Source organism: Streptomyces sp. WM4235 (assembly GCF_001279725.1).
GTDB lineage: Bacteria > Actinomycetota > Actinomycetes > Streptomycetales > Streptomycetaceae > Streptomyces.
On sequence record NZ_LGDE01000454.1, the window covers coordinates 1 to 24,643 of the forward strand.

A 24,643-nucleotide genomic window follows, 5' to 3' on the forward strand; every position below is an offset into this window, starting at 1 on the left:
GGGGGGACCCTGTGGGAGAGTAGGACGCCGCCGAACAATCATTGTGGGAAAGCCCCGCACCCTTCAGGGTGCGGGGCTTTTCTGCGTTCCGGGCCAGGTCGAGGTCTCCTGTAGGGTCAGGGGGCAATCGTCTTCAATATTTCTACAGTCACAGTGGAGGCCCCCGGGTGGAGGTCCAGGAGACTCGGGTTCAGACCGACCGAATTTTCACCATTCCCAACATCCTGAGCATGGCGCGCCTTGCCGGCGTGCCGTTGTTCCTCTGGTTGATCCTGGCGGGGCACGACGGCTGGGCCCTGGCCGTTCTCATGCTCAGCGGGATCACCGACTACCTGGACGGGAAACTCGCGCGTCGCTGGAATCAGATCAGCAATCTGGGCCGGCTGCTCGACCCGGCAGCGGACCGTCTGTACATCCTCACGACGCTGTTCGGCCTGACCTGGCGCGAGATTCTGCCCATCTGGCTCACCGCGGCCCTGCTCGCGCGAGAGCTGATGTTGCTGGTCATGGTGTGGATCCTGAGACGACACGGCTATCCGCCGCCCCAGGTCAACTTCCTGGGCAAGGCCGCGACCTTCAACCTGATGTACGCGTTCCCCTTGCTCCTGCTGAGTGACGGAACCGGCTGGTTGGCCTGGATGGCGTCAGTTTTCGGATGGGCGTTCGCCGGATGGGGTACAACCCTCTATTGGTGGGCAGGAATCCTTTACGTGGTGCAGGTCCGCCGTCTGGTCAAGGCGGATGCCACGGCCGATTGAACTTGCTCGACGCCGGTACTGACGCGGAGGAGTTGCGAAGTCACCGTCCGAGACGGGTGAGGTCGGCTGACCGTCATCTCTCAAGGAGGACTCTTCCGACATGAAGGCCGTCGTGATGGCCGGTGGCGAAGGTACGCGTCTTCGCCCGATGACCTCAAGCATGCCCAAGCCGCTCCTGCCGGTCGCCAACCGGCCGATCATGGAGCACGTGCTCAGGCTGCTCAAGCGGCATGGGCTCAGCGAGACCGTGGTTACCGTTCAGTTCCTGGCGTCCCTCGTCAAGAACTACTTCGGTGACGGCGAAGAGCTCGGAATGGAACTCACGTATGCCAACGAGGAGAAGCCACTCGGCACCGCCGGCAGCGTGAAAAATGCCGAGGAGGCCTTGAAGGACGACTCTTTCCTCGTCATTTCCGGCGACGCGCTCACCGACTTCGACCTCACCGATCTCATCAACTTCCACAAAGAGAAAGGCGCACTCGTCACGGTGTGCCTCACTCGCGTGCCGAATCCCCTGGAATTCGGCATCACCATCGTGGACGAGGAAGGAAAAGTCGAACGCTTCCTGGAGAAGCCGACATGGGGACAGGTGTTCTCGGACACCGTCAACACCGGCATCTACGTCATGGAGCCCGAGGTCTTCAACTACGTCGACCCGGACGTATCGGTCGACTGGTCCGGCGACGTGTTCCCTCAGCTCATGAAGGAAGGCCGGCCGATCTACGGCTACGTGGCCGAGGGCTACTGGGAGGACGTCGGCACGCACGAGAGCTACGTCAAGGCACAGGCCGACGTACTCGAGGGCAAGGTCCAGGTCGACATGGACGGCTTCGAGATCTCCCCCGGGGTGTGGATCGCCGAGGGCGCGGAGGTGAGCCCGGACGCGGTACTGCGCGGGCCGCTGTACATCGGCGACTACGCGAAGGTCGAGGCCGGCGTCGAGATCCGCGAACACACGGTCATCGGATCGAACGTGGTCGTCAAGAGCGGGGCCTTCCTCCACAAAGCCGTCATCCACGACAACGTGTACATCGGACCCCACAGCAATCTGCGCGGCTGCGTGATCGGCAAGAACACCGACATCATGCGGGCCGCCCGGATCGAGGACGGGGCCGTCATCGGTGACGAGTGCCTCGTCGGCGAGGAATCCATCGTCCAGGGGAACGTACGCGTCTACCCCTTCAAGACGATCGAAGCCGGCGCCTTCGTCAACACGTCGGTGATCTGGGAGTCGCGAGGACAGGCGCATCTGTTCGGTGCGCGCGGGGTCTCCGGCATCCTGAACGTCGAGATCACCCCCGAGCTGGTGGTCCGGCTCGCCGGAGCCTATGCGACGACCCTGAAGAAGGGCGCGATCGTCACCACGGCCCGAGACCACTCCCGAGGCGCGAGAGCACTGAAGCGTGCCGTGATCTCGGCGCTCCAGGCCAGCGCCATCAACGTCCGCGACCTGGAGAACGTGCCGCTGCCCGTGGCCCGACAGCAGACCGCGCGAGGAAGCGCCGGTGGCATCGTGCTCCGTACCTCGCCCGGCGTGCCGGACTCGGTCGACATCATGTTCCTCGACGAGCGCGGAGCCGACCTCTCGCTCCAGCAACAGCGCAAGCTGGACCGGGTGTACGCACGTCAGGAGTACCGGCGCGCGTTCCCCGGCGAGATCGGTGACCTGCAGTTCCCGGGCAGCGTCTTCGACGCGTACACGGGCTCGCTGCTCAGGCGCGTGGACATCACCGGAGTCGCGGACTCCGGACTCAAGGTCGTCGTGGACGCCTCGAACGGCAGTGCGGGCCTGGTCCTGCCGAGCCTGCTCGGTCGGCTCGGTGTGGACGCGCTCACCGTGAACCCCGGCCTCGACGAATCCCGACCGACCGAGACCAGGGAATCCCGGCGGGCCGGGCTGGTGCGGCTGGGCGAGATCGTGGCGTCCTCGCGGGCCGCCTTCGGCGTGCGCTTCGACCCGGTGGGCGAGCGGATCTCGCTCGTCGACGAGCGCGGGCGGATCATCGAGGACGACCGGGCCCTGCTGGTCCTCCTCGACCTGGTCGCGGCGGAGAAGCGCAGCGGCAAGGTGGCGCTGCCCGTCACCACCACCCGGGTCGCCGAGCAGGTGGCGGCGTACCACGGGACCCAGGTGGAGTGGACGACGACCTCGCCCGACGACCTGACGCGGGTGGGCCGGGCCGAGAACACCATCTTCGGCGGCGACGGCCGGGGCGGATTCATCGTTCCGGAGTTCAGCAGCGTCTTCGACGGTTCCGCGGCGTTCGTGCAGCTGATCGGGTTGGTGGCGCGCACACAGCTCACCCTCAGCCAGATCGACGCCCGCATTCCGCGGGCGCACGTGCTCAAGCGGGACGTCCCGACGCCGTGGGCGGTCAAGGGGCTCGTCATGCGGCGGGTCGTGGAGGCCGCCGGAGACCGTCAGGTGGACACCACCGACGGTGTGCGGGTGGTCGAGGCCGACGGGCGTTGGGCGCTGGTCCTTCCCGACCCGGCCGAAGCCGTCACGCACCTCTGGGCCGAGGGGCCCGACGACGCGTCCGCACAGGCACTGCTGGACGAGTGGGCGGCGGTCGTGGACGGTGCCGGCGATCACTGAACGAAGCATGTGAGACACCGGTCCGGCGGGCCGGCAGGGGAAAGCCCTCCGTGCCGGCCCGCCGGACGCCCGCATTCGGTGGCAACGGTGGTGACATGCGACGATGTGGGGCATGTCGCAGCCGCCCAACAACCGGAGTTCGGCCACGCCGCCCGCGCGCCCGGACGCTTCCATGTCGCTGCTGACGCACGTGATGGACCACAGTCTCGACGAGGGCTACGCGGAAGCCTCGGCACGGCGCGCGGCGGACGGTACGGCGGGCCTTCCACGCACTCTCAAGGCCAAGCTCGGCCTCGCGGCCGGACTGGTGATCGCCGCCATGGTCGTCACCCTCGGAGCGGCCGAGGCGCGGATATCGGCGCCGGTGCTGGCCAAGGAGCGCCAGGAACTCATCGACCGGGTGGAGCGGGCCGACGAGCACGCGACCAGCGTGGAACGCGACATCGAGCGGTTGCGCACCGAGGTCGCGGACAGCCAGCGCGAGGCGCTCAAGCAGCACGGCGGGGACCAGGGGCAACTAGTGGCGCTGCTGGCCGGCGCCACCGACGTGCGCGGGCCGGGTATCAAACTCACCGTGGACGACGCCAAGGGATCCTCCTCCGGAGGCGGCGGCGGGCCGCGCGAGAGCGCCGGGTTCGCGAACACCGGCCGGCTCCGCGACCGGGACATGCAGAAGATCGTCAACGGGCTCTGGCAGTCCGGTGGGGAGGCGATCTCGATCAACGGTCAGCGCCTCACGGCCCTCTCGGCGATCAGGGCCGCGGGTGACGCGATACTGGTCGACAACAAGCCGCTGGTCCCCCCGTACGAAGTGCTCGCGGTGGGCGACAAGAAGAAGCTCGGGACCGCGTTCCAGGACTCCGTGGGCGGTCAGTACCTGCACGTGCTGCAGGAGAGCTACGGGATCCGCTCCGGTCTGGCGCCCGTGGACGACATCCGGCTGCAGGCCGCGTCGAGCCTGACCGTACGTACAGCTACAGCTACAGCAGCAGAGCCGAAGAAGGGTGCATCGTGATCGCGGTACTGGGCCTCGTGGTCGGAGTGGTGGTCGGACTTCTGGTCCGACCCGAAGTGCCGGCCGTGGTGGAGCCTTATCTGCCGATCGCCGTGGTGGCGGCGCTGGACGCGGTCTTCGGCGGTCTGCGGGCGATGCTGGACGGCATCTTCGTGGACAAGGTCTTCGTGGTGTCGTTCCTGTCCAACGTCGTGGTCGCCGCGCTGATCGTCTTCCTCGGAGACAAGCTGGGCGTCGGCGCGCAGTTGTCCACCGGTGTGGTCGTCGTGCTCGGCATCCGCATCTTCTCGAACGCCGCGGCCATCCGCCGGCACGTGTTCCGGGCGTGACGCCGATGACTACGGAGAACACCCCGCCGGAGGAACCGAACGTCCCCGAGCAGCCTCTTAAGGAAGGGTCGGCGCAGGCAGCCGAGCCCGAGGAGACCGGTCGGCAGCGCCTGGCGGCCGGTCTGTGGCCGCCAAGGGTGAGCCGCGCCCAACTGATCGTCGCGCTGTTGCTGTTCGTCCTCGGCCTGGGTCTGGCCATCCAGGTCCGCTCGAACAGCGACTCGGGTGCTCCGCTGCGCGGGGCCCGTCAGGAGGACCTCGTGCGGATCCTCGACGAGCTCGACGGTCGGACCAAGCGCCTGGAGGACGAGAAACAGAGGTTGGAGGACCAACGCAAGGAGTTGGAGAACAGCTCCGATCAGGCCGAGGAGGCGCGCAAGCAGACCGTGGAGAAGGAACGCCAACTGGGCATTCTGGCCGGTACGGTGGCTGCCCAGGGACCGGGCATCACGCTGCGGATCACCGACCCCACGGGGCAGGTGCAGCCGGACCAGCTCCTGGACACGCTGCAGGAGCTGCGGGCGGCCGGTGCCGAGGCGATCCAGATCAACGGTGTGCGGGTGGTGGCCGGGTCGTTCTTCTCGGACGAGGGCGGTGGGGTCGGCATCGATGGGAAGAAGATCACACAACCCTATGAGTTCAAGGTGATCGGCAAGCCACAGGACCTTGAGCCCGCGCTGAACATCCCCGGCGGCGTTGTACAGACGTTGGAGAAGGAACAAGCCACGGTCGCCGTCACACGGTCGGCGAAGATCGTTGTGGACGCCTTGCGGGCTGCGAAGCAGCCTGACTACGCTCGGTCGTCATCACCGTGACACGGGGCGTAACGTGGAGCGGCTCACGCGGGTGGATGCCTGCGGGGGGTCGAGGCACCGAAGTCGCGGTGCGTGGTGGAAACTGTCTGGTGGTTACGGACGTTGTGAGAATGTCCGGATCGGCAGGTGTGTGCATTCGGAGTTCGTCCTGCCCCACGGGCGGGTCTGTTTCGGTCAAGGGGAATCGCCCGTGAAGTTGTTTGAGAAGTTGTTCGGCAAGAAGAACCGCGAGGAAGGCGGTGCCGCGAGGCATCGCGCGGGGCACGGAGACGGGGAAGGGCAGGGCGACCGGCCGCTCTTCCGCGACGAGGTCGCCGGCTCGGGTGATGTTTCGGGCGCGCAGGGCGCGTCGGCTGTTGACCCTGCCGGTACCGGACGCATAGGTTTCGGTGAACCATCAACCTCAAGTGCGGGTGGAGGGTTTGCCCCCGACCCGTATGCCACCAATGCCTCCGCGGGGCAGCCGCGGCGCGAGGAGCCGTCCATGTCGGCCGAGCAGATCTGCAGCAGGTGCGGGCACCGCAGCGATGCGGCCAGCCGGTTCTGCTCCAGCTGCGGCGCGCCGCTGCGGCCGGGTCTGACGCCGGAGCGTGCTTCGGAGACCACGTCCACGATCTCGATCTCGGGCCTTGAGGCCTACGAGGCCGAGGTGTCGGGGCAACAGCACGTGTCGTCCTCGCTCTCTCCCGAGGCCCAGGCCGCGGTGGAAGCGCTGCCCCCCGGTTCCGCTCTGCTGATCGTGCGGCGCGGCCCCAACTCCGGCAGCCGGTTCCTCTTGGACGGCGAACTGACCACGGCCGGCCGGCACCCGCAGAGCGACATCTTCCTGGACGACGTCACCGTCTCCCGGCGGCATGTCGACTTCCGTCGGGGCCAGGACGGTGGCTTCACCGTCTCGGACGTGGGCAGCCTGAACGGCACGTACGTGAACCGAGAGCCGATCGACTCCGTCGCCCTGCACAACGGCGACGAGGTGCAGATCGGCAAGTACCGGCTGGTCTTCTACGCGAGCCTGCGGGGCATCTGACCCGTCAAGGGAAGGTCCCATGCTGCGCACCCCGACAGGCGGTGCCGGAAACGGCACCGCCGCCTCGGCCGGGCGGCTGGTGAGCATCGGCACGGTGCTCACCATGCTGCGTGACGAGTTTCCCGACGTCACGATCTCGAAGATCCGCTTCCTGGAGGCGGAGGGGCTCGTCGAGCCCCGGCGCACACCTTCCGGATACCGCAAGTTCAGCACCGACGACGTCGATCGGCTGAGCCGGATCCTGCGCCTCCAGCGGGACCACTACATGCCGCTGAAGGTCATTCGCGAACAGCTCGACGCGCTCGACCGCGGCGAGCAGGTCCGCATCCCGTCGCCCACCATGCACGGGGACTCCGTCGACCCCGCGAGCCCCGCCGCCGTGTACGGCGAGGTGGGCCGAGAGCGCTCCACCGCGGCCCGGGTGGGCCGCGCCGAGCTGATCTCCGCCGCCGAGGTGGACGAGGTACAGCTCGGCGAGTGGGAATCGTACGGTCTCATCGCCGAGGCGCCGGGCGGCGGATTCGACGCCGAGACGGTCACCGTGGCCCGGTTGATCGCGGATCTCGGTCGATTCGGGCTCGAGCCCCGCCATCTGCGCGCCATGAAAGCGGCCGCGGATCGGGAGGCCGGTCTGGTCGAACAGCTCGTGGCCCCGCTGCGCCGACACCGCAACCCGCAGACCAGGGCCCATGCGGAGGCCACCATGAGGGAGCTCGCCGGGTTGTCCGTACGGCTCCACGAGGCCCTGGTACAGACCGCCCTCGGGGTCCGGCTCAACTGACCAGGGGGAGCCCGACTACCCAAACCTGCCGGGCAGGTCCTAGGGTTGCTGTGTGAACGAGCTCGACGTTGTGGGTGTCCGGGTGGAAATGCCCTCCAACCAACCGATCGTGCTCCTGCGTGAAGTGGGAGGCGATCGGTACCTCCCCATCTGGATCGGACCCGGGGAGGCGACCGCCATTGCCTTCGCGCAACAGGGCATGGCCCCTGCCCGTCCGCTGACGCACGACCTGTTCAAGGACGTGCTGGAAGCGGTCGGTGAGGAGCTCACCGAGGTTCGGATCACGGATCTGCGGGAGGGCGTCTTCTATGCGGAGCTTGTCTTCGCCAGCGGGGTCGAGGTGAGCGCGCGGCCCTCCGATGCCATAGCGCTGGCCCTGCGGACGGGGACGCCGATCTACGGCAGTGACGGCGTGCTCGACGACGCGGGCATCGCCATCCCCGATGAGCAGGAGGACGAGGTGGAGAAGTTCCGCGAGTTCCTCGACCAGATCTCGCCCGAGGACTTCGGCACCGGGCCGCAGTGAGGCGGCGCGCGCCGTGTCACCCTCCGTGAAGTTTCAGCCCATTCGAGTAGCCTTTCCCCGTAAAGGGACACGGGAAACCACTCTCAGGGTGATTATCACTCGGCGTGCCGAGTGTGGCGATCGTTGACGCACCCCTGGTGACTGCCTACCTTCGAGGAGGCAGGTCAAGGACGGAGGGTCGGCGTGAGGATCACGGGCGACGGTACGACCGGGGGCATCCCCGCACGGAGTGACGGCGGGCCGTACCCGCTGCACGGCGGTGCGGCAGGTTCCGCGCGCCGTCAGCCGGAGTCGGTTCCGACGCCGGTCGGGCCGGTGAGCGAGGAACAGGCGCCCGAGCAGATCGGCTACAGGGGGCCGACGGCGTGCGCCGCCGCCGGCATCACCTATCGGCAACTGGACTACTGGGCCCGGACCGGGCTGGTGGAGCCGAGCGTCCGACCCGCGTACGGCTCGGGTACGCAGCGGCTGTACAGCTTCCGGGACGTGGTGGTCCTCAAGATCGTCAAGCGCTTCCTGGACACCGGGGTGGCGCTGCAGAGCATCCGCACCGCCGTGCAGCACCTGCGCGACCGGGGGTTCTCGGACCTGGAGCGCATGACGCTGATGAGCGACGGTGCCACCGTCTATGAATGCACCTCACCCGATCAGGTGGTCAGCCTGCTCCAGGGTGGACAGGGCGTCTTCGGCATCGCGATCGGCGTGGTCTGGCGGGACGTGGAGAACGCGCTGTCCCAGCTCCACGGCGAGCGGATCGACACCGGCGAGACACTGGTCGGGCAGAACCCCGCGGACGAGCTGGCGGCGCGCCGCAACCGGGCGGTCTGAGGCGCTCCGGCGGGCTCCCGCGGGATTGTCAGAGGCGTAGGGCAGCATCGGGGCTGTGAGAGCCGCGCCGACCATCCTGCATCTGGACATGGACGCCTTCTACGCATCCGTGGAGCAGGCGTCGAAGCCGAGTCTGCGCGGCAAGGCCGTGATCGTCGGCGGGCTCGGGCCGCGCGGGGTGGTCGCCACGGCCTCCTACGAGGCCAGGCGCTTCGGTGTGCACTCGGCGATGCCGACGGCGCAGGCCAGACGGCTCTGCCCGAACGGCGCCTACCTCACCCCCCGGTTCCGCCTGTACCAGTCGGTCAGCGAGCGCGTCATGGGGCTCCTGCGGGCCCTGTCGCCCCTCGTGGAGCCGCTCAGCCTGGACGAGGCCTTCGTGGACCTGGAGGCGGGCGAGGTCGCCTTCGACTCCGCCGCCGCCCGGGCGGCCGGGGAGCGGCTGAGGGCCGACATCATGGCCGCGACGGGGCTCAGCGGGTCCGTGGGGCTCGCGGGATCCAAGATGCTGGCCAAGGTGGCCTCCGAGGAGGCCAAGCCGGCAGGGCTGCTGCTGATCGAGCCGGGGACCGAGCGCGCGCACCTCGCGCCGATGACCGTGCGGACCCTGCCCGGGGTGGGCCCGGTCACCGGGGAACACCTGCGGCGTGCCGGGATCACCACCGTGGGGGAGCTGGCCGAGGCCGGCGAGGACGAGTTGATCCGGATGGTGGGGCGCTCGCACGGGCTGGGGCTGTACCGGATGGCGCTGGGATTGGACGACCGCCCGGTGGTCGCCGAACGGGACGCGAAGTCGGTCTCGGTGGAGGACACCTTCGACGTGGACCTGCACGACCGGGTCCGGATCCGGGGCGAGGTGCAGCGGCTCGCCGACCGGTGTGTGGTGCGGCTGCGGTCCTCGGGGCACTCGGGGCGCACGATCGTGCTGAAGGTACGGCGCTACGACTTCTCGACGCTGACGCGCTCGGAGACGCTGCGGGGGCCCACCGACGATCCGGGGGTGGTTCGGGAGGCGGCCGCACGGCTGCTGGAGGGTGTGGACACCACGGGCGGGGTGCGGCTGCTGGGGGTCGGGGTGACGGGGCTCGCGGACTACACGCAGGAGGACCTGTTCGCCCAGGCCGAAGCCCAGGCCCAGGCGGAGGGGGGCGCGGAGGCGGTCGGGCCCGCCGGGGATCCGGTGGCGGAGGGCCCGGAGTCGTCGGGCGGGGACGCGGCGGACGGCGCCGGGACCCCGGACGGGGCTCCGGCCGAGCCGGCGGAGGCCGAAGGGGCCGTACGGGGCGCGGAGGGCGACGGGGCCGTCGGGACGCCGGGGGAGGCCGTGATCGCCCTCGGGCGGTTCTGGCCGGCCGGGAGCGACGTGCGGCACGCGGTGTACGGGCCGGGGTGGGTGCAGGGCAGCGGGGTCGGGCGGGTGACCGTACGGTTCGAGCGGCCGGGATCGGCGCCCGGGCGTGTGCGCACCTTCAAGGTGGATGATCCGGAGCTGGAGCCGTCAGATCCGTTGCCGCTGGTGGGGGAAGACGGAGGGGGAGGTGAGCGGCCGCGCGGCGCCGGCGCCGCCTAGCCCTCGCCCGCGAGCCGGCCGAAGTCGCGGGGGGTGTTCTTCGGCGGGGGTGGCGGGGGGTGGAACTCCGTCGGCAGGGTCACGTCCAGTCCGTAGTGGTGGTAGAGCTGCAGCTCCTGTTCGGGAGAGAGGTGGCGGCCGACGCCGAAGTCGGGCGCGTCCCTGATCAGGGATCGTTCGAAGGGGACCCGCAGGGTTTCCCCGACCACCTCGCTGGGCTCCAGGGGGACGAACGCGTCGCGGCTGAACAGGCCCGTCCGGACCGCGGCCCATTCCGGTACGCCCGTGGCGTCATCGAGGTAGACCTCGTCCACGGTGCCGATCTTGGCCCCGTTGCGGTCGAATGCCTTGCGGCCGATCAGGCTGCGCGGATCGATGTCGGTCTGCACGGTCCCTCCACATGGTCGCAACTCCTCCGTATTCACTACAGAAGTGCATATTCGGGGAGGGGGCCACTCGAGGGAGGGTTCGGAACCTCGCTGGTAGGCTGGGTCACGGCTGTCGACCCTGTGCGGGAGAGTCCTCCGAGTGAACGTGACGGAGGCGCCGAAGGAGCAAATCCTCCCCGGAATCTCTCAGGCATACGTACCGCACGTGGTGAGGCCACTCTGGAAAGCAGGGGCGGGTACCGGATGATCTGTGCCGGTTCCTCTCCTCACCGACGGTGAAAGCCGGATCTCGTGGGCGAACCCCAGGAGGCCCGGTGAAGCTCTCAGGTTGAGATGACAGAGGGGGAGGCCGTTCGGGTGCCCGCGCCGTGGTGCCCCTCGCAGGTCATACGACCAGGAGGCCTCCGTCATGACCGCCAACCGCATTCCGCTCTCCCAGCTGGAGCGAGGCATCCCCTTCGAGCAGCGCCACATCGGCCCGGATGCCGAGGCGCAGGCGAAGATGCTCGCCCACGTGGGCTACGGCTCACTGGACGAACTGACCGCCGCAGCGGTGCCCGATGTGATCCGCAGCGCAGAGGCGCTGAACCTGCCCGAGGCGCGGACCGAGGCCGAGGTGCTCGCGGAGCTCCGCGAACTCGCCGACCGCAACCAGGTTCTTTCGTCCATGATCGGTCTCGGCTACTACGGGACTTTCACGCCGCCGGTGATCCTGCGCAACGTCATGGAGAACCCGGCCTGGTACACGGCCTACACGCCGTACCAGCCCGAGATCTCGCAGGGCCGCCTGGAAGCGCTGCTGAACTTCCAGACCGTCGTCGCGGACCTGACCGGCCTGCCGACCTCCGGTGCCTCACTGCTCGACGAGGGCACCGCCGCCGCCGAGGCCATGTCGCTGGCCCGCCGCGTCGGCAAGGTCAAGAACGGCGTCTTCCTGATCGACGCCGACGCGCTGCCGCAGACGATCGCCGTGATCGAGACCCGTGCCGAGCCGACGGGCGTCGAGGTCGTCGTCGCCGACCTGTCCGAGGGCATCCCCGCCGAGATCGCCGAGCGTGGCGTCTTCGGCGTGCTGCTCCAGTACCCGGGTGCCTCCGGCGCCGTACGGGACATCAAGCCGGTCATCGACCAGGCGCACGAGCTCGGTGCCATCGTCACCGTCTCCGCCGACCTCCTCGCGCTGACCCTGCTCACCTCCCCGGGCGAGCTGGGCGCGGACATCGCCGTCGGCACCACCCAGCGCTTCGGCGTCCCGATGGGCTTCGGCGGACCGCACGCCGGCTACATGGCCGTCCAGGCCAAGCACGCCCGCTCGCTCCCCGGCCGCCTCGTCGGCGTCTCCGTGGACGCGGACGGCAACAAGGCGTACCGCCTCGCGCTCCAGACGCGTGAACAGCACATCCGCCGCGAGAAGGCCACCAGCAACATCTGCACCGCGCAGGTGCTGCTCGCCGTTATGGCCGGCATGTACGCCGTCTACCACGGCCCGGACGGGCTGCGGACGATCGCCCGCCGGACCCACCGCTACGCGGGCGTGCTCGCCGCGGGGCTGGCGGCCGGCGGGGTCAAGGTCGTGCACGGCTCGTACTTCGACACCCTCACCGTCCGGGTGCCGGGCCGAGCCGGCGAGGTCGTCGCCGCCGCCCGTGCGGGCGGGGTCAACCTGTACCGCGTGGACGCCGACCTGGTGTCGATCTCCTGTGACGAGACCACGCTGCGCGCCGACATCGAGGCCGTCTGGGCCGCCTTCGGCGTCACCGCCGACATCGAGGCGCTGGACGAGATCACCCCCGAGAGCCTGCCCGAGGGCCTGCTGCGCTCGGACGAGTACCTGGCCCACCCGGTCTTCCATCAGCACCGTTCCGAGACCGCCATGCTGCGCTACCTGCGCAGGCTTTCGGACAAGGACTACGCGCTGGACCGCGGCATGATCCCGCTGGGCTCCTGCACGATGAAGCTCAACGCGACCACCGAGATGGAGCCGGTCACCTGGCCCGAGTTCGGGCAGCTGCACCCCTTCGCCCCGATCGAGCAGGCCGAGGGGTACCTCACGCTCATCAACGAGCTGGAGGAACGTCTCTGCGAGGTCACCGGCTACGACAAGGTGTCGATCCAGCCGAACGCCGGTTCCCAGGGTGAGCTCGCCGGTCTGCTGGCCGTCCGCGCGTACCACCGGGCGAACGGCGACGAGCAGCGCACCATCTGTCTCATCCCGTCCTCCGCGCACGGCACGAACGCCGCCAGCGCCGTGATGGCCGGCATGAAGGTCGTCGTCGTCAAGACCGCCGACGACGGCGAGGTGGACGCGGACGACCTGCGCGCCAAGATCGAGCAGTACCGCGACGAACTCGCCGTGCTGATGATCACCTACCCGTCCACGCACGGTGTGTTCGAGGAGCACGTAGCGGACATCTGCGCCCAGGTGCACGACGCCGGCGGCCAGGTCTACGTGGACGGCGCGAACCTCAACGCCCTCGTCGGCCTGGCCAAGCCGGGGCACTTCGGCGGCGACGTCTCGCACCTGAACCTGCACAAGACCTTCTGCATCCCGCACGGTGGCGGCGGTCCGGGCGTCGGCCCGGTCGGTGTCCGGGCGCACCTGGCCCCGTACCTCCCCAACCACCCGCTCCAGCCGACCGCCGGTCCGGAGACGGGCGTCGGCCCGATCTCGGCCGCCCCGTGGGGATCGGCCGGCATCCTGCCGATCTCCTGGTCGTACGTGCGCCTGATGGGCGGCGAGGGCCTCAAGCGCGCCACCCAGGTGGCCGTGCTCGGCGCCAACTACATCGCCAAGCGCCTGGAGCCGCACTACCCGGTGCTCTACACCGGTCCCGGCAACCTGGTCGCCCACGAGTGCATCATCGACCTGCGTCCGCTCTCGAAGGCCACGGGCGTCAGCGTCGACGACATCGCCAAGCGTCTGATCGACTACGGCTTCCACGCGCCGACGATGTCCTTCCCGGTCGCCGGCACGCTGATGATCGAGCCGACGGAGTCCGAGGACCTCGCCGAGATCGACCGCTTCTGTGACGCGATGATCGCCATCCGTGCCGAGATCGAGCGGGTCGCGGGCGGCGAATGGCCGCTCGACGACAACCCGCTGGCCAACTCCCCGCACACGGCCGCGGCGCTGGGCGGCGAGTGGAACCACCCGTACACCCGCGACGAGGCCGTCTTCCCGGGCGGGGTCACGGCCGCCGAGAAGTACTGGCCGCCGGTGCGCCGGATCGACGGCGCCTTCGGCGACCGGAACCTGGTGTGCTCCTGCCCGCCGCTCGACGAGTACGACAACTGAGTCGTGATCGTGGCCGTGTGAGGTGACACGTAAGGGGCCGGTCCCGGAGCGATGCTCCGGGACCGGCCCCTTCCCCGTGTTCCGTGTCGTCCCGTGCGGGCCGGCCCCTAGGCGACCGCGAGCGGCCGGTGCGGGGCGATGATCTGGCCGTCCGGCAACAGCTCCCCGGTGTCCTCGAAGAGCAGGACGCCGTTGCACAGCAGGCTCCAGCCCTGTTCCGGGTGGTTGGCCACGGGCAGCGCGGCCTCCCTGTCGGCGGAGTCTGACGTCGGGCAGGCTGGCTGGTGCTGGCACATGGATGCGTTCTTTCGCTGCGATGTGGTCTGTGTGCTACGGCTCGATGCGTGATTCATGGCCGTCCCCCTGGGTCATCCCCGCGCCTGCGGGGAGCATGTCCTCAGTGTTCCCCCACGACGGCTGCTTCGTAGGTATTTCCCGGCAGCTGTCCTCATACATTGAGGACGCATCACTCGTGCGGGCGGTTCAGGCCAACTCCCCTGTCATTTCGGGTGGTTCACCAGTGGTCCGAGCGGGCTAGGCCGAATGGGCAACTTGGGCCATGCCGGTCGAGGAGCGCCGGTCAGGCCGCCGGTGCGGCCACCGCGGGCGGTGCCGGAGGGGCGGGCGGAGTGAGTCGACGGGTCAGTACGGGCAGCAGCTCGGACACGGTGTGCGGTCGGAAGGGCGCGATCCCGGGGGGCGCCGGGGCCAAGGGGATCAGCAGGTCGGCGGCGTCCGGCAGGCCCGCCGAGGCGTCGGCGTTGACCGCCCCGTGCAGCCAGAGGGTCAGCATGTACAGCTCCGGTACGGACAGGAGTCTCGGCTGGTGGTTCTTGCCGAGCGACTCGGCCTGACGCAGGGCGCGTTCGGTCGCCGCCACGTAGGGGCCCTCGAAGAAGTGGGAGAAGGCCCAGCCGTCCGCCGTGAGCCGGGTGTCGGCCGCGGCGACGAAACGGTCCCCGCTGCGGATCATGAACCGCCAGCCGGTCAACCGCGTGCGGGGCGGCCGGCCGCCGGTCGTGAGCGGCGAGGCCTGCAACCGGTCGAGTACGTGGACCGGCAGGGGGAGTTCCGCGGTCAGGGGGCCCTGGATCTTGCGCAGGGCCGGGGTGTGCGCCTCGTGCACGGCGGTGGGGGAGCGGAGTGCCGCGAGGACGCAGCGCAGGGCGGGCGCGGGAGCCGGAGGGACATGCAGCGGCATGGTGGGTCGCCTCTCACTTGGGAGACCTGGGGTGCGGGGGAAGGTGCGGACGGCGCTGTCGCATTCTGGGGCCAGAGGGGGGCTGAGGGGCAATGGCCGCGCGCCAACTCTCTGCCTCGTTTGCGGAGTTTATACGACATGTGTTCACGCAGTGTTTCGGCTAGCTGTCCCGGCCATTGCCGACAAGGCGCTTACCGGTCCCTCTGGCATGGCATTCATGCCGGTTGCGCGCGGACATGTCGCGCTGACCTCGGAGGTTACCGGACGGGGGCTCGGCTGGAAAGCGTCGGTTATGTGGAATAGGCAAAGTCGAGGCGGAATTTGCGCTTTCGAGCTTGCCAGGCGAATGTGCCGAAGCGCCCTTCGGGCCAAACCGGCGCGCGCTGTCCGCCATGCGCGCCCCCGCCGCGTTATCGATCACTCCGCCGGGGCATCATCGACCGTAACGCGCGCCTGGGTGCACCGGGCCAGGCCCATTCGAGGAGGGACGCTTCGATGGGGGAGAAGGTCGTGGCAGGCGGATTCGACCTGTCCGATCGGCATCGGTATCGAAGGAAGCTCCACGAGTGCCTGGAGGGGCTGGAGCGCCTTCTGGCGGAGAAGAGGTTCGATCGGCCCAAGAACATGATGGGACTGGAGATCGAACTGAATCTCGCGGGTGCCGACGGGTTGCCGAGAATGGTGAATGCCGAGGTTCTGGAACGTATAGCGAGTCCCGATTTCCAGACCGAACTCGGAATGTTCAACCTGGAGGTGAACGTACTCCCGCACCGCCTCGGCGGGCGGGTATTCGACCAGCTCGCCGAAGAACTCGGCGCGGGGTTGCACTATGCCCACCGGCAGGCCGCCGCGATCGACGCCGGAGTGGTGATGATCGGCATCCTGCCGACGATCACCCGCTCCGACCTGGCTCTGGCCAACCTCTCCGCCGTGGACCGGTACTCGCTGCTCAACGAGCAGATCCTGATGATGCGCGGCGAGGACTTCATCCTCGACATCGACGGTGTCGAGCGGCTGACCTGGACCTCCGGATCGATCGTGCCCGAGGCCGCCTGCACCTCCGTGCAACTGCACCTCCAGGTGACCCCGGCCCGGTTCTCGGACGTGTGGAACGCAGCCCAGGCGGTGTCCGCCGTACAGACGGCGGTCGGCGCCAACTCGCCGTTCCTGTTCGGGCACGAGCTGTGGCGGGAGTCGCGGCCGCCGCTCTTCACCCAGGCCACCGACACGCGGCCGCCCGAACTCCAGTCGCAGGGTGTGCGGCCGCGGACCTGGTTCGGGGAGCGGTGGGTGGACTCGGCGTACGAACTCTTCGCGGAGAACGTCCGCTTCTTCCCGTCCCTGCTGCCGATCTGCGACGAGGAGGAGCCGCTGCGGGTGCTCGCCGAGGGAGGGGTGCCGAGCCTGCAGGAGCTGGTGCTGCACAACGGCACGGTCTACCGCTGGAACCGGCCCGTGTACGGGGTCGCCGACGGCGTGCCGCACCTGCGGGTGGAGAACCGGGTGCTGCCGGCCGGGCCCACCGTGGCCGACGTGGTCGCCAACGCCGCCTTCTACTACGGGCTGGTGCGCACGCTCGCGGACGAGCAGCGGCCGGTCTGGACGAGGCTGCCGTTCGCGGAGGCCGAGGCCAACTTCGACGCGGCCTGCCGGTACGGGATCGACGCGCGGCTGCGCTGGCCGCGTCGGGGCAGGGGCGGAGGTCTGGCGAGCGTGCCGGCGGTGCGGTTGGTGCTCGACGAGCTGCTTCCGATGGCGGCGGCCGGGCTGGACGCCTGGGGGATCGCGCCGGCGGACCGGGACCACTACCTGGGGATCATCGAACAGCGGTGTCGGCTCCGGGTGAACGGTGCGACCTGGCAGGTGGACACCTTCCACCGGGCCGTCGCGGCCGGCCTGGGACGCGACGACGCGCTGGCGGCCACCACCCGGCGCTACAGCGAGCTGTCGCACCGGGGCGAGCCCGTGCACACCTGGCCGGTCGGGCTCGCCGGGCAGGAGGTGGACGCCGCAGCGGCGGCCCGACGCTGACCCCGACCGGGTCCGATGATCCCGTCCCCCCGCCGAGGAGGCAGTATGGGGGTGTCGTGACGGCACGTCGCGACACCGATCGCGGCGGGACGGGAGTCGGGCGTGCGGGTGGAGCCGGAGCCGGTGGTCAAGGACCTGCGGGAAGAGAGCCGCGGGTACCTGCGGACCGAGACGCTGCTCGTCCTCGCGCTGTCGCTGGGGGCGAGCGGGGTCTCGGCCCTGATCAGCTTCATCGGTTCGCTCACCAAGCCGGGTGGGCTCAAGGACCAGGCGGCCACGCTGAACGGGTCGTACGCGCCCGGGCGGCCCTGGCTGGACCTGTCCTGGCAACTGTTCGGGATCGCGAGCGCGCTCGTTCCCGTACTGCTCGTCGCGCACCTGCTGACCCGCGAAGGCGCGCCGGGGCTGCGGACACTGGGCTTCGACCGGACCAGGCCGCTGTTCGACCTGAGTCGCGGCGCGCTGGTCGCCGCCGGCATCGGCAGCGCCGGGCTCGCCTTCTACCTGGCGGCCCGCGCCACCGGATTCAACCTGACGGTGGTGCCGGAAGCGCTGCCGGACGTGTGGTGGAAGTTCCCCGTACTGATCCTCTCCGCGCTGCAGAACTCCGTGGTCGAGGAGGCCATCGTGCTGGCCTACCTGCTGCGCCGGCTCGACCAACTGGGCTGGTCCCCGACGGCGTCACTGCTGGCCAGCTCGGCACTGCGCGGCTCCTACCACCTCTACCAGGGCATCGGCGGCTTCATCGGCAACATGGTGATGGGCATGGTGTTCGTGCTGGCCTACCGCCGTTGGGGGCGGGTCGGACCGCTCGTCGTCGCGCACGCGCTGCTCGACATCGTGGCCTTCGGCGGCTACGCCCTGCTCGCGGGCAAGGTGGGCTGGCTGCCGACCCCCTGAGGAGTCCTCGGGCGGTCCTCAGGGGCGGGTGAGGAGCTCCCCGTCCAGGACCGTGACGGCGTGACCGGTCAGCAGGGTGCGCTCACCGGCGAGGGTGACGCGGACCAGACCCGTACGGGATCCGCCCTGGAGGCCCGTCAGCGTGGTGCGGCCCAGGCGACGCGCCCAGAACGGGGCGAGCGCGGTGTGGGCGCTGCCCGTGACGGGGTCCTCGTCGATGCCGAACGCCGGGAAGAAGCCGCGTGAGACGAAGTCGTGGCCGCGTGAGGGGTCCTCGGCGGCCGCGGTGACGATCACCCCGCGGCGGGCGTAGCCGCGCAGGGCGGCGATGTCGGGGGTGAGCTCCCGCACCGTCCGCTCGTCCGCGAGCTCCACCACCAGGTCGCCGACGTGGGCGGAGGTGTCGTGCACCGAGACGATCGCGGCGCCCAGCGCGCGCTCCACCTCGGGCACCGGCTCGACCTCCGTCAGCGAGGAGGTCGGGAAGTCCATGGTGATCGTGCCGTCCTCGGCGGTCCGCGCCGTGAGGATCCCGCAGCGGGCGGCGAAGCGGATCAGACCGCTCGCCCGGCCGGTCGTCGCGAGGACGTGGGCGGTCGCGAGGGTGGCGTGGCCGCACATGTCCACCTCGGCGGCCGGGGTGAACCAGCGCAGCTCCCAGTCGGCCTCCCCGCCCGCCGGCAGCGGCCGGGCGAAGGCGGTCTCGGAGAGGTTGACCTCGGCGGCGACCTGCTGGAGCCAGGAGTCCGGAGGGGACGCGCCGTCCAGCAGCAGGACCCCGGCGGGGTTCCCGTGGAAGGGGCGGTCCGTGAAGGCGTCGACGATTCGGATGCGCATGACCCCGACCGTAGGGCGGGTCGGGGAACGCCGCCAAAGGCCAATCCGGGGTGCCTGGCTCTGCCGCCGAAGAGTTTCCGATATATCGTTGACGTATCGCGAGCGATCAGTGATAGTGGAGACATCGAAGCCGTCGGACATCGGGTCGGACGGCGAGAACACTCGATGACGAAAGGAGCGCGGTCATGCGTTCACACGGACAGCACGGACACGACCACGGCCACGAGCACGGACGGGGTCACGGCCACTGCGGGCCGGACCGTCGGGAGGAGTTCGGCGGGCGTCGCGCCGCCTTCGGCCCGTTCGGACCGCCCTTCGGCGGCGGACCCTTCGGAGGGCGCGGCGGACGCGGCGGACCGCGCGGTCGGGCCCGCCGAGGTGACGTACGCGCCTCCATCCTGGCGCTGCTCGCGGACCGGCCGATGCACGGCTACGAGATGATCCAGGAGATCGGGGAGCGCAGCGGAGGGGCCTGGAAGCCCAGCCCCGGCTCGGTCTACCCGACCCTGCAACTGCTGGAGGACGAGGGCCTCATCACGAACGAGAGCGAGGGCGGCAAGAAGCTGTTCACGCTCACCGACGCCGGCCGCACCGAGGCCGAGTCGGGTCCGGACGCCCCGTGGGCGGACGCCGGGCGCGGCTTCGACTTCGAGGCGATGCACGAGGTCCGGACGGCCGGAGTCGGCCTGATGGAAGCCTTCGGGCAGGTCTTCAAGACCGGCACGCCCGAGCAGCGCGAGAAGGCCCTCGGGGTCATCAACGACGCACGCAAGAAGCTCTACCTGATCCTGGCCGACGAGCACTGAGCCGACGAGCGCTGGGCCGACGAGCGCTGAGTCGATGAGTACTGAGTCGACGAGCACTGAGCCGGCCGGCACTGGGTCGGCCGACACCATGCGAGGGCGCGCCCCGCGGGAATCCTCCCGCGGGGCGCGCCCTCGCGCGTACCGGCGTGCGGTGGCGGTGCGGGTCAGGCGACCAGGCCCGCGAGCTTGCGCAGTGACTCGTTGAGCGCGGCCGTGGCCGAGTCCTTGAGCTTGCCGGCCATCAGTGACACGGCGGCTCCGGTGAACTCGCCGTCGATCTTGACGGTGGTGGCCCCGCCGTCCGGGATCAGGGTGTACCGGGTGAGGACGGCCACGCCCATCGGGCCCTTGCCGGTGATGGCGAAGAGGCGTTCGTCCTCCAGCTCCGAGACGGTCCAGACGACCTCGGCCGGGAAGCCCATCATCTTCATGTTCTCCGCGAAGGTCGATCCGACCGCCAGGGCCTCCGGGCCGCCCTTCGGGAAGTTGGTGTGGGTCATGCTCCACCGGCCGTACGCGTCCCAGTCCGTCAGCTGCGCCCAGAGCTTCGCGGCGGGCGCCTCGATGCGTGATTCCGCGGTGACTTCGGCCATGCGACCACCCCTTCTCGTCGGGTACGTGCGGCGGAAGGTAGCCCCGGCGGGCGGAACATTCAATACTGACGACCTGTCAGATCCGATGCGTCGGGCCGGGTCGGGTGTCGAGTGCGTCTCAACAGGTGTCATGACGATGACGGTCCTGACGCCTCCTGCCATCATGTGGCCATGCAAGCGTCAGGGAAGAACGCCGGACTGGGCCTCGCCCTCGTCTCGGCGTGTGCGTTCGGTGGTTCCGGCGTCGCGGCGAAGCCGCTGATCGAGGCGGGTCTGGACCCGTTGCACGTGGTGTGGTTGCGGGTGGCGGGTGCGGCGCTCGTGCTGTCCCCCCTGGCCTGGCGCCATCGCGACCTGGTGCGCCGCAAACCGTTCCTGCTGGCCGGCTTCGGACTGATCGCCGTCGCCGGTGTGCAGGCCTTCTACTTCGCCTCCCTGTCCCGGATCCCCGTCGGCGTGGCACTCCTGCTGGAGTACCTGGGGCCCGCCCTGCTGCTGGGCTGGATCCGCTTCGTGCAGCGCAAGCCGGTGACCCGGGCGGCCGCCGCCGGGGCGGCGGTGGCCGTCGTCGGGCTGGCGTGCGTCGTGGAGATCTGGGCCGGGCTGAGCCTGGACCCGCTCGGGGTGCTGCTGGGTCTCGCCGCCGCCTGCTGCCAGGCGTTCTACTTCGTGTTCGCCGACCAGGGGACCGACGGGGACGACGTCCCCGACCCGCTGGGCGTGATCGCGTTCGGCATGATCGTCGGCGCTCTGGTCATGACCGTGATCGCCCGGCCCTGGCGGATGGACTGGGCGGTGCTGGGCTCCGACGCGGCGCTCGGCGACACGATGGTGCCGGCGGTGGTGCTGCTCGGCTGGGTCGTGCTGATCGCGACCGTGTTCGCGTACCTGACCGGGGTCGTCTCGGTGCGCCGGCTGTCGCCGCAGGTGGCGGGCGTGGTGGCCTGCCTGGAAGCGGTCATCGCGACCGTGCTGGCCTGGGTGTTGCTGGGCGAGCACCTCTCCTCCTGGCAGATCGCGGGCGGGGCGCTGGTTCTGGGCGGGGCCTTCATCGCGCAGTCCGCGCGACCCACCCCGCCGGGGGCGGCCGACCCGGCCGTGTTGGACCGCGAGACGGCCAAGGCTTAGGGTTCCGAGCATGCCTTCGACCGTGCTTCCGCCTCCCGCCGCCTAGCGCGGGCGGCCTTCGAGCGAACGAGTACCCCGCCCCGGGGAGATCCCGGGCGGATTCGCGCTGCCCGCGAAGCGATGACCCCTTTCCCTCATCCTTCACGCACGCGCGGAGTCACACGTGTCGAACCAATCGCCCGCAGCCGGGCGCAGTCTTCTCTCCCTCGTCGTCGCCGGAGCCGCCTGGGGAACCGCCGGGGCGGCCGCCTCGCTGCTGTTCCTCGCCAGTGACCTCGGACCGCTCGCCCTGTCGTTCTGGCGGTGCGCGGGCGGGTTGGCGGTCCTGCTCGCCGTTCTCGCGGTCCGTCGCCCCGCTGCCGCCCTGCCGCGGCCCTCGGCCGGCTCGCTGATCGCCACCGGACTGATGTTCACCCTGTTCCAGGCCGCGTACTTCGCCGCGGTGCGGGAGACCGGTCTGGCCGTCGGGACCGTGGTCACCCTGGGGGCGGGGCCCGTCCTGATCAGCGTCGGTGCCCGGTACTGGATGGGCGAACGGCTCGGACGCGGCGGGATCGTCGCCGTCGGCGGGGCGCTGGCCGGGCTGGCGGTGCTGGTACTGGGCAGCGGTGGCGGCGAAGTGCGGCCGATCGGCGTCGGCTGGGCGCTGTTGTCGGCCGCCGGCTACGCCGCCATGACCCTGCGGGCCCGCCGGCTCGGGCAGCGCGGGGCCGGCGGGGACCCGCTGGTCACCACCGCCTGGTCGGTGGCGGTGGGCACGGTGTGCCTGCTGCCGCTCGCCGCGGTGGAGGGCCTGCTTCCGCACACGGCCGAACTCGGGCGGGTGCTCTGGCTGCTCGTGTACGTGGCCACCGTGCCGACGGCCCTGGCGTACGCGCTCTACTTCCACGGGGCCGCCGCGGTACGGGCCGCCACGGTGTCGGTGATCATGCTGATCGAGCCGGTGAGCGCGGCGGTGATCGCCGTCCTGCTGCTCGGAGAACGGCTGACCGGGGCCGTGATCCTGGGCACCGTACTGCTGCTGACGGCCGTCGGGGCGCTGATCGTCGCCGAGGCGCGCAGGCCTGCGGGCGGGCCGGTGGTCAGGCCCGCCCCGGTGCCTCAGAGCGTGGCGAGGTAGTCCGGGACGGCGACGCCGGGGGACAGGTCGGCGGCCGGGACCGGCGTCCCGTACGCCGGGGCGACCGGGACCACGCCCGACCAGAAGGGCAGGCCCAGGTCCTCGGCGTCGTCGCTCGGCCCGCCCGTGCGCAGCTTGGCGGACACCTCGGTCAGGTCCAGCCGGATCACGGCGGTGGCCGCGAGCTCCTTGGCCGTGGGGGGCCGGCAGTCGGCGGACCGGCCGGGCACGACCTGGTCGACGAGGGCGTCGAGCGCCGTCCGGCACTCCTGCTCGTCGGTGACCTGGTAGGCGGTGCCGTGGATGACCACCGAGCGGTAGTTCAGGGAGTGGTGGAAGGCCGACCGGGCCAGCACCAGACCGTCGACGTGCGTCACGGTCACGCAGACCGGCAGACCCGGATCGGCCTTGCCCGCCGCGAGCAGGGGACGGGACCCGGTCGAGCCGTGGAGGTAGAGGGCGTCGCCGATCCGGCCGAACAGCGTCGGCAGGACCACCGGCGCGCCGCCGCGCACGAAGCCGAGGTGGCAGACGTAGGCCTGGTCGAGTATCGCGTGCACGGTCTCGTGGTCGTAGCGCGCCCGGTCCCGGGAACGGGTCGGGACGGTGCGGTCGGTGGGCTCGTACGCGGAGGTCGTCCGCGCGGTCGGCCGCGCGGCGGTCGGCGTGGTCGGCTCGGTGGCGGGCGTGGCGGTCATGGTGCGAACTCCGTTGCACTAGTGCATAATGTCGTTTGTGCTAGGAGACTATCGGATCGTAGGGCGTCGCGCATCGGACATCGCGGCCAGCGTCGAAACGGGCATCGGATCGGGCGCGCTCCCCCCGGGAACGCTGCTGCCGCCGATGCGGGAACTCGCCGGAGTCCTCGGGGTGAACCCGAACACCGTGGCCGCCGCCTACCGGACCCTGCGCGAACGCGGGGTCATCGAGACGGACGGCCGGCGCGGCAGCCGCATCAGGTCGCGGCCGGCGAGCGCGCCCCGCGACGCGCTGCGGATGGACATCCCGCCCGGCGTGCGCGACGTCGCCTCGGGCAACCCGGACGTCTCGCTGCTGCCCTCGCTGGAGGGAGCCCTGGCCGCCGCCGCCCGACGGTACGCGCGGACACCCACCCTGTACGGGACCGACCCGGTCGCCCCGGAGTTGGCGGCCCTCGCCCGCGCCGGCCTCGACGCCGACGGGGTGCCGGCCGGGCCCGTCGGGCTCACCTCGGGGGCCCTCGACGGCATCGAACGCGTACTGGCCGCCCACCTGCGCCCCGGCGACGCCGTGGCCGTGGAGGACCCGGGCTGGGGGAGCGTGCTGGACCTGGCGCCCGCGCTGGGGCTGCGGGTGCTGCCGGTCGCCGTGGACGACGAGGGGCCGCGGCCGGAGGCGGTGGCGCGGGCCCTGGCGGACGGGGCGCGAGCGCTGGTGGTCACGGCCAGGGCGCAGAACCCGACGGGCGCGGCGGTGAGCGCGCACCGGGCCGGGGAACTGCGGGAGTTGCTGGCACTCCACCCGGAGGTGCTGGTCCTCGACGACGACCACGGACACGGGATCGTGGACCTGCCGTTGCAATGCCTGGGCGGGGTCACCCGACACTGGGCGCTGGTCCGGTCCACCGCCAAGGCCTACGGGCCGGACCTGCGACTCGCGGTGCTGACGGGAGACACGGTCACGATGGACCGGGTGCGCGGAAGGCAGCGACTGGGGCCGGGTTGGGTGAGCCGGCTGCTCCAGTACGCGGTGGTCGAACTGTGGACCACGGGTGCGGTGGACGCGGTCGCCGTGGCGCGGTCGTACGGGGAACGGCGGGACGGGCTCGTCGCGGCCCTGGAGCGGCGCGGGGTGCGGGCGTACGGGCGCAGCGGGATGAACGTGTGGGTACCGGTCGCCGACGAGACGGGCACGGTGGCGCGGTTGCTGGGGGCGGGCTGGGCGGTGGCGCCGGGGGCGCGGTTCCGGGTGGAGAGCGGACCCGGGGTACGGATCACCGTGTCCGGTCTCGGGGTGGAGGAGGTGGCGGGGCTCGCGGACGCGGTGGCCCTCGCGGTGCGGCCGGCGGTGGGAGGACGGTTCGACTGAGGCGGGGGTGCTCCGCCGGGGGGTGGGG

The 24,643-nt window shown here is 70.6% G+C and carries 23 protein-coding genes and 1 riboswitch; of the genes, 17 read left to right on the plus strand and 6 right to left on the minus strand.

Annotated elements, in window-relative coordinates; all coding sequences use genetic code 11:
- Positions 1 to 167 precede the first annotated feature (167 nt).
- The 10 genes from ADK55_RS31675 to ADK55_RS31720 all read left to right on the plus strand — a co-directional run bounded on the left by ADK55_RS31675 (position 168) and on the right by ADK55_RS31720 (position 10,248).
- Positions 168 to 758 (plus strand): CDP-alcohol phosphatidyltransferase family protein, encoded by a 591-nt coding sequence (locus tag ADK55_RS31675; RefSeq protein ID WP_053683747.1) that lies wholly within the window; start codon positions 168 to 170, stop codon positions 756 to 758.
- A gap of 100 nt (positions 759 to 858) precedes the next feature.
- Positions 859 to 3,357, plus strand: a complete 2,499-nt coding sequence (locus tag ADK55_RS31680; RefSeq protein ID WP_053683749.1) for a mannose-1-phosphate guanyltransferase — start codon at positions 859 to 861, stop codon at positions 3,355 to 3,357.
- Positions 3,358 to 3,460: 103 nt separating this feature from the next.
- Positions 3,461 to 4,372 carry a DUF881 domain-containing protein gene (locus ADK55_RS31685; protein WP_107089366.1) on the plus strand — a complete coding sequence of 304 codons (912 nt, stop codon included), beginning with the start codon at positions 3,461 to 3,463 and terminating at the stop codon, positions 4,370 to 4,372.
- The gene (locus ADK55_RS31690) at positions 4,369 to 4,701 is read left to right on the plus strand and encodes a small basic family protein (protein ID WP_003970459.1); all 333 of its coding nucleotides are present in this window, start codon (positions 4,369 to 4,371) and stop codon (positions 4,699 to 4,701) included. The genes ADK55_RS31685 and ADK55_RS31690 overlap by 4 nt, the downstream gene beginning before the upstream one ends.
- A gap of 5 nt (positions 4,702 to 4,706) precedes the next feature.
- Positions 4,707 to 5,516, plus strand: coding sequence for a DUF881 domain-containing protein (locus ADK55_RS31695; RefSeq protein WP_078999663.1), 810 nt, complete (start codon positions 4,707 to 4,709; stop codon positions 5,514 to 5,516).
- 82 nt (positions 5,517 to 5,598) lie between these two features.
- On the plus strand, positions 5,599 to 6,543 hold the full coding sequence (locus tag ADK55_RS37110) for an FHA domain-containing protein (RefSeq protein WP_199826680.1): 945 nt from the start codon (positions 5,599 to 5,601) through the stop codon (positions 6,541 to 6,543).
- Between the two features lie 19 nt (positions 6,544 to 6,562).
- Positions 6,563 to 7,324, plus strand: a complete 762-nt coding sequence (locus tag ADK55_RS31705; protein WP_053683757.1) for a MerR family transcriptional regulator — start codon at positions 6,563 to 6,565, stop codon at positions 7,322 to 7,324.
- Positions 7,325 to 7,376: 52 nt separating this feature from the next.
- Entirely contained in the window at positions 7,377 to 7,850 is a 474-nt protein-coding gene (locus tag ADK55_RS31710; protein ID WP_007262890.1) for a bifunctional nuclease family protein, read from the plus strand.
- A 183-nt stretch (positions 7,851 to 8,033) separates the two neighbouring features.
- The gene (locus ADK55_RS31715; RefSeq protein WP_053683758.1) at positions 8,034 to 8,678 is read left to right on the plus strand and encodes a MerR family transcriptional regulator; all 645 of its coding nucleotides are present in this window, start codon (positions 8,034 to 8,036) and stop codon (positions 8,676 to 8,678) included.
- 55 nt (positions 8,679 to 8,733) lie between these two features.
- A complete protein-coding gene (locus tag ADK55_RS31720) occupies positions 8,734 to 10,248 on the plus strand; it encodes a DNA polymerase IV (protein ID WP_078999656.1) in 1,515 nt (504 codons plus the stop codon).
- Here ADK55_RS31720 and ADK55_RS31725 read toward each other — a convergent pair.
- Positions 10,245 to 10,637 carry a PRC-barrel domain-containing protein gene (locus ADK55_RS31725; RefSeq protein ID WP_053683762.1) on the minus strand — a complete coding sequence of 131 codons (393 nt, stop codon included), beginning with the start codon at positions 10,635 to 10,637 and terminating at the stop codon, positions 10,245 to 10,247. The two genes, ADK55_RS31720 and ADK55_RS31725, sit on opposite strands and share 4 nt — an antisense overlap.
- A 113-nt stretch (positions 10,638 to 10,750) precedes the next feature.
- A riboswitch (glycine riboswitch) is annotated at positions 10,751 to 10,849 on the plus strand.
- Positions 10,850 to 11,046: 197 nt separating this feature from the next.
- On the opposite strand from ADK55_RS31725, the gene gcvP reads away from it, so the two are divergent.
- Entirely contained in the window at positions 11,047 to 13,932 is a 2,886-nt protein-coding gene (gene gcvP / locus ADK55_RS31730; RefSeq protein ID WP_053683764.1) for an aminomethyl-transferring glycine dehydrogenase, read from the plus strand.
- A 107-nt stretch (positions 13,933 to 14,039) separates the two neighbouring features.
- Here the strand turns inward: gcvP and ADK55_RS31735 are convergent, their stop codons facing one another.
- Positions 14,040 to 14,228, minus strand: a complete 189-nt coding sequence (locus ADK55_RS31735; RefSeq protein WP_053683766.1) for a DUF5999 family protein — start codon at positions 14,226 to 14,228, stop codon at positions 14,040 to 14,042.
- 284 nt (positions 14,229 to 14,512) lie between these two features.
- Positions 14,513 to 15,133 (minus strand): hypothetical protein, encoded by a 621-nt coding sequence (locus ADK55_RS31740; protein ID WP_053683769.1) that lies wholly within the window; start codon positions 15,131 to 15,133, stop codon positions 14,513 to 14,515.
- 495 nt (positions 15,134 to 15,628) lie between these two features.
- On the opposite strand from ADK55_RS31740, the gene ADK55_RS31745 reads away from it, so the two are divergent.
- Both ADK55_RS31745 and ADK55_RS31750 read left to right on the plus strand, forming a co-directional pair.
- Entirely contained in the window at positions 15,629 to 17,164 is a 1,536-nt protein-coding gene (locus ADK55_RS31745) for a glutamate-cysteine ligase family protein (protein WP_053683771.1), read from the plus strand.
- 102 nt (positions 17,165 to 17,266) lie between these two features.
- Positions 17,267 to 18,064 (plus strand): CPBP family intramembrane glutamic endopeptidase, encoded by a 798-nt coding sequence (locus tag ADK55_RS31750; RefSeq protein WP_234350336.1) that lies wholly within the window; start codon positions 17,267 to 17,269, stop codon positions 18,062 to 18,064.
- Between the two features lie 18 nt (positions 18,065 to 18,082).
- Here the strand turns inward: ADK55_RS31750 and ADK55_RS31755 are convergent, their stop codons facing one another.
- Entirely contained in the window at positions 18,083 to 18,901 is an 819-nt protein-coding gene (locus tag ADK55_RS31755) for a PhzF family phenazine biosynthesis protein (protein ID WP_053683773.1), read from the minus strand.
- Positions 18,902 to 19,086: 185 nt separating this feature from the next.
- Between ADK55_RS31755 and ADK55_RS37115 the strand changes: the two genes are divergently transcribed.
- The gene (locus ADK55_RS37115) at positions 19,087 to 19,707 is read left to right on the plus strand and encodes a PadR family transcriptional regulator (protein ID WP_078999660.1); all 621 of its coding nucleotides are present in this window, start codon (positions 19,087 to 19,089) and stop codon (positions 19,705 to 19,707) included.
- A gap of 164 nt (positions 19,708 to 19,871) precedes the next feature.
- Here ADK55_RS37115 and ADK55_RS31770 read toward each other — a convergent pair whose 3' ends face one another.
- Entirely contained in the window at positions 19,872 to 20,300 is a 429-nt protein-coding gene (locus tag ADK55_RS31770) for an SRPBCC family protein (RefSeq protein WP_053683780.1), read from the minus strand.
- A gap of 171 nt (positions 20,301 to 20,471) precedes the next feature.
- Between ADK55_RS31770 and ADK55_RS31775 the strand changes: the two genes are divergently transcribed.
- Complete coding sequence (locus ADK55_RS31775; RefSeq protein ID WP_053683790.1) at positions 20,472 to 21,428, plus strand: EamA family transporter; 957 nt, start codon at positions 20,472 to 20,474, stop codon at positions 21,426 to 21,428.
- Positions 21,429 to 21,591: 163 nt separating this feature from the next.
- Complete coding sequence (locus tag ADK55_RS31780) at positions 21,592 to 22,548, plus strand: DMT family transporter (protein WP_053683782.1); 957 nt, start codon at positions 21,592 to 21,594, stop codon at positions 22,546 to 22,548.
- Here ADK55_RS31780 and ADK55_RS31785 read toward each other — a convergent pair.
- On the minus strand, positions 22,530 to 23,246 hold the full coding sequence (locus ADK55_RS31785; RefSeq protein WP_053683784.1) for a pyridoxamine 5'-phosphate oxidase family protein: 717 nt from the start codon (positions 23,244 to 23,246) through the stop codon (positions 22,530 to 22,532). The genes ADK55_RS31780 and ADK55_RS31785 overlap by 19 nt on opposite strands.
- 37 nt (positions 23,247 to 23,283) lie before the next feature.
- On the opposite strand from ADK55_RS31785, the gene ADK55_RS31790 reads away from it, so the two are divergent.
- Positions 23,284 to 24,615: an aminotransferase class I/II-fold pyridoxal phosphate-dependent enzyme gene (locus ADK55_RS31790; RefSeq protein ID WP_078999661.1), complete on the plus strand. Its 1,332-nt coding sequence runs from the start codon at positions 23,284 to 23,286 to the stop codon at positions 24,613 to 24,615.
- The last annotated feature ends 28 nt before the right edge of the window (positions 24,616 to 24,643 follow it).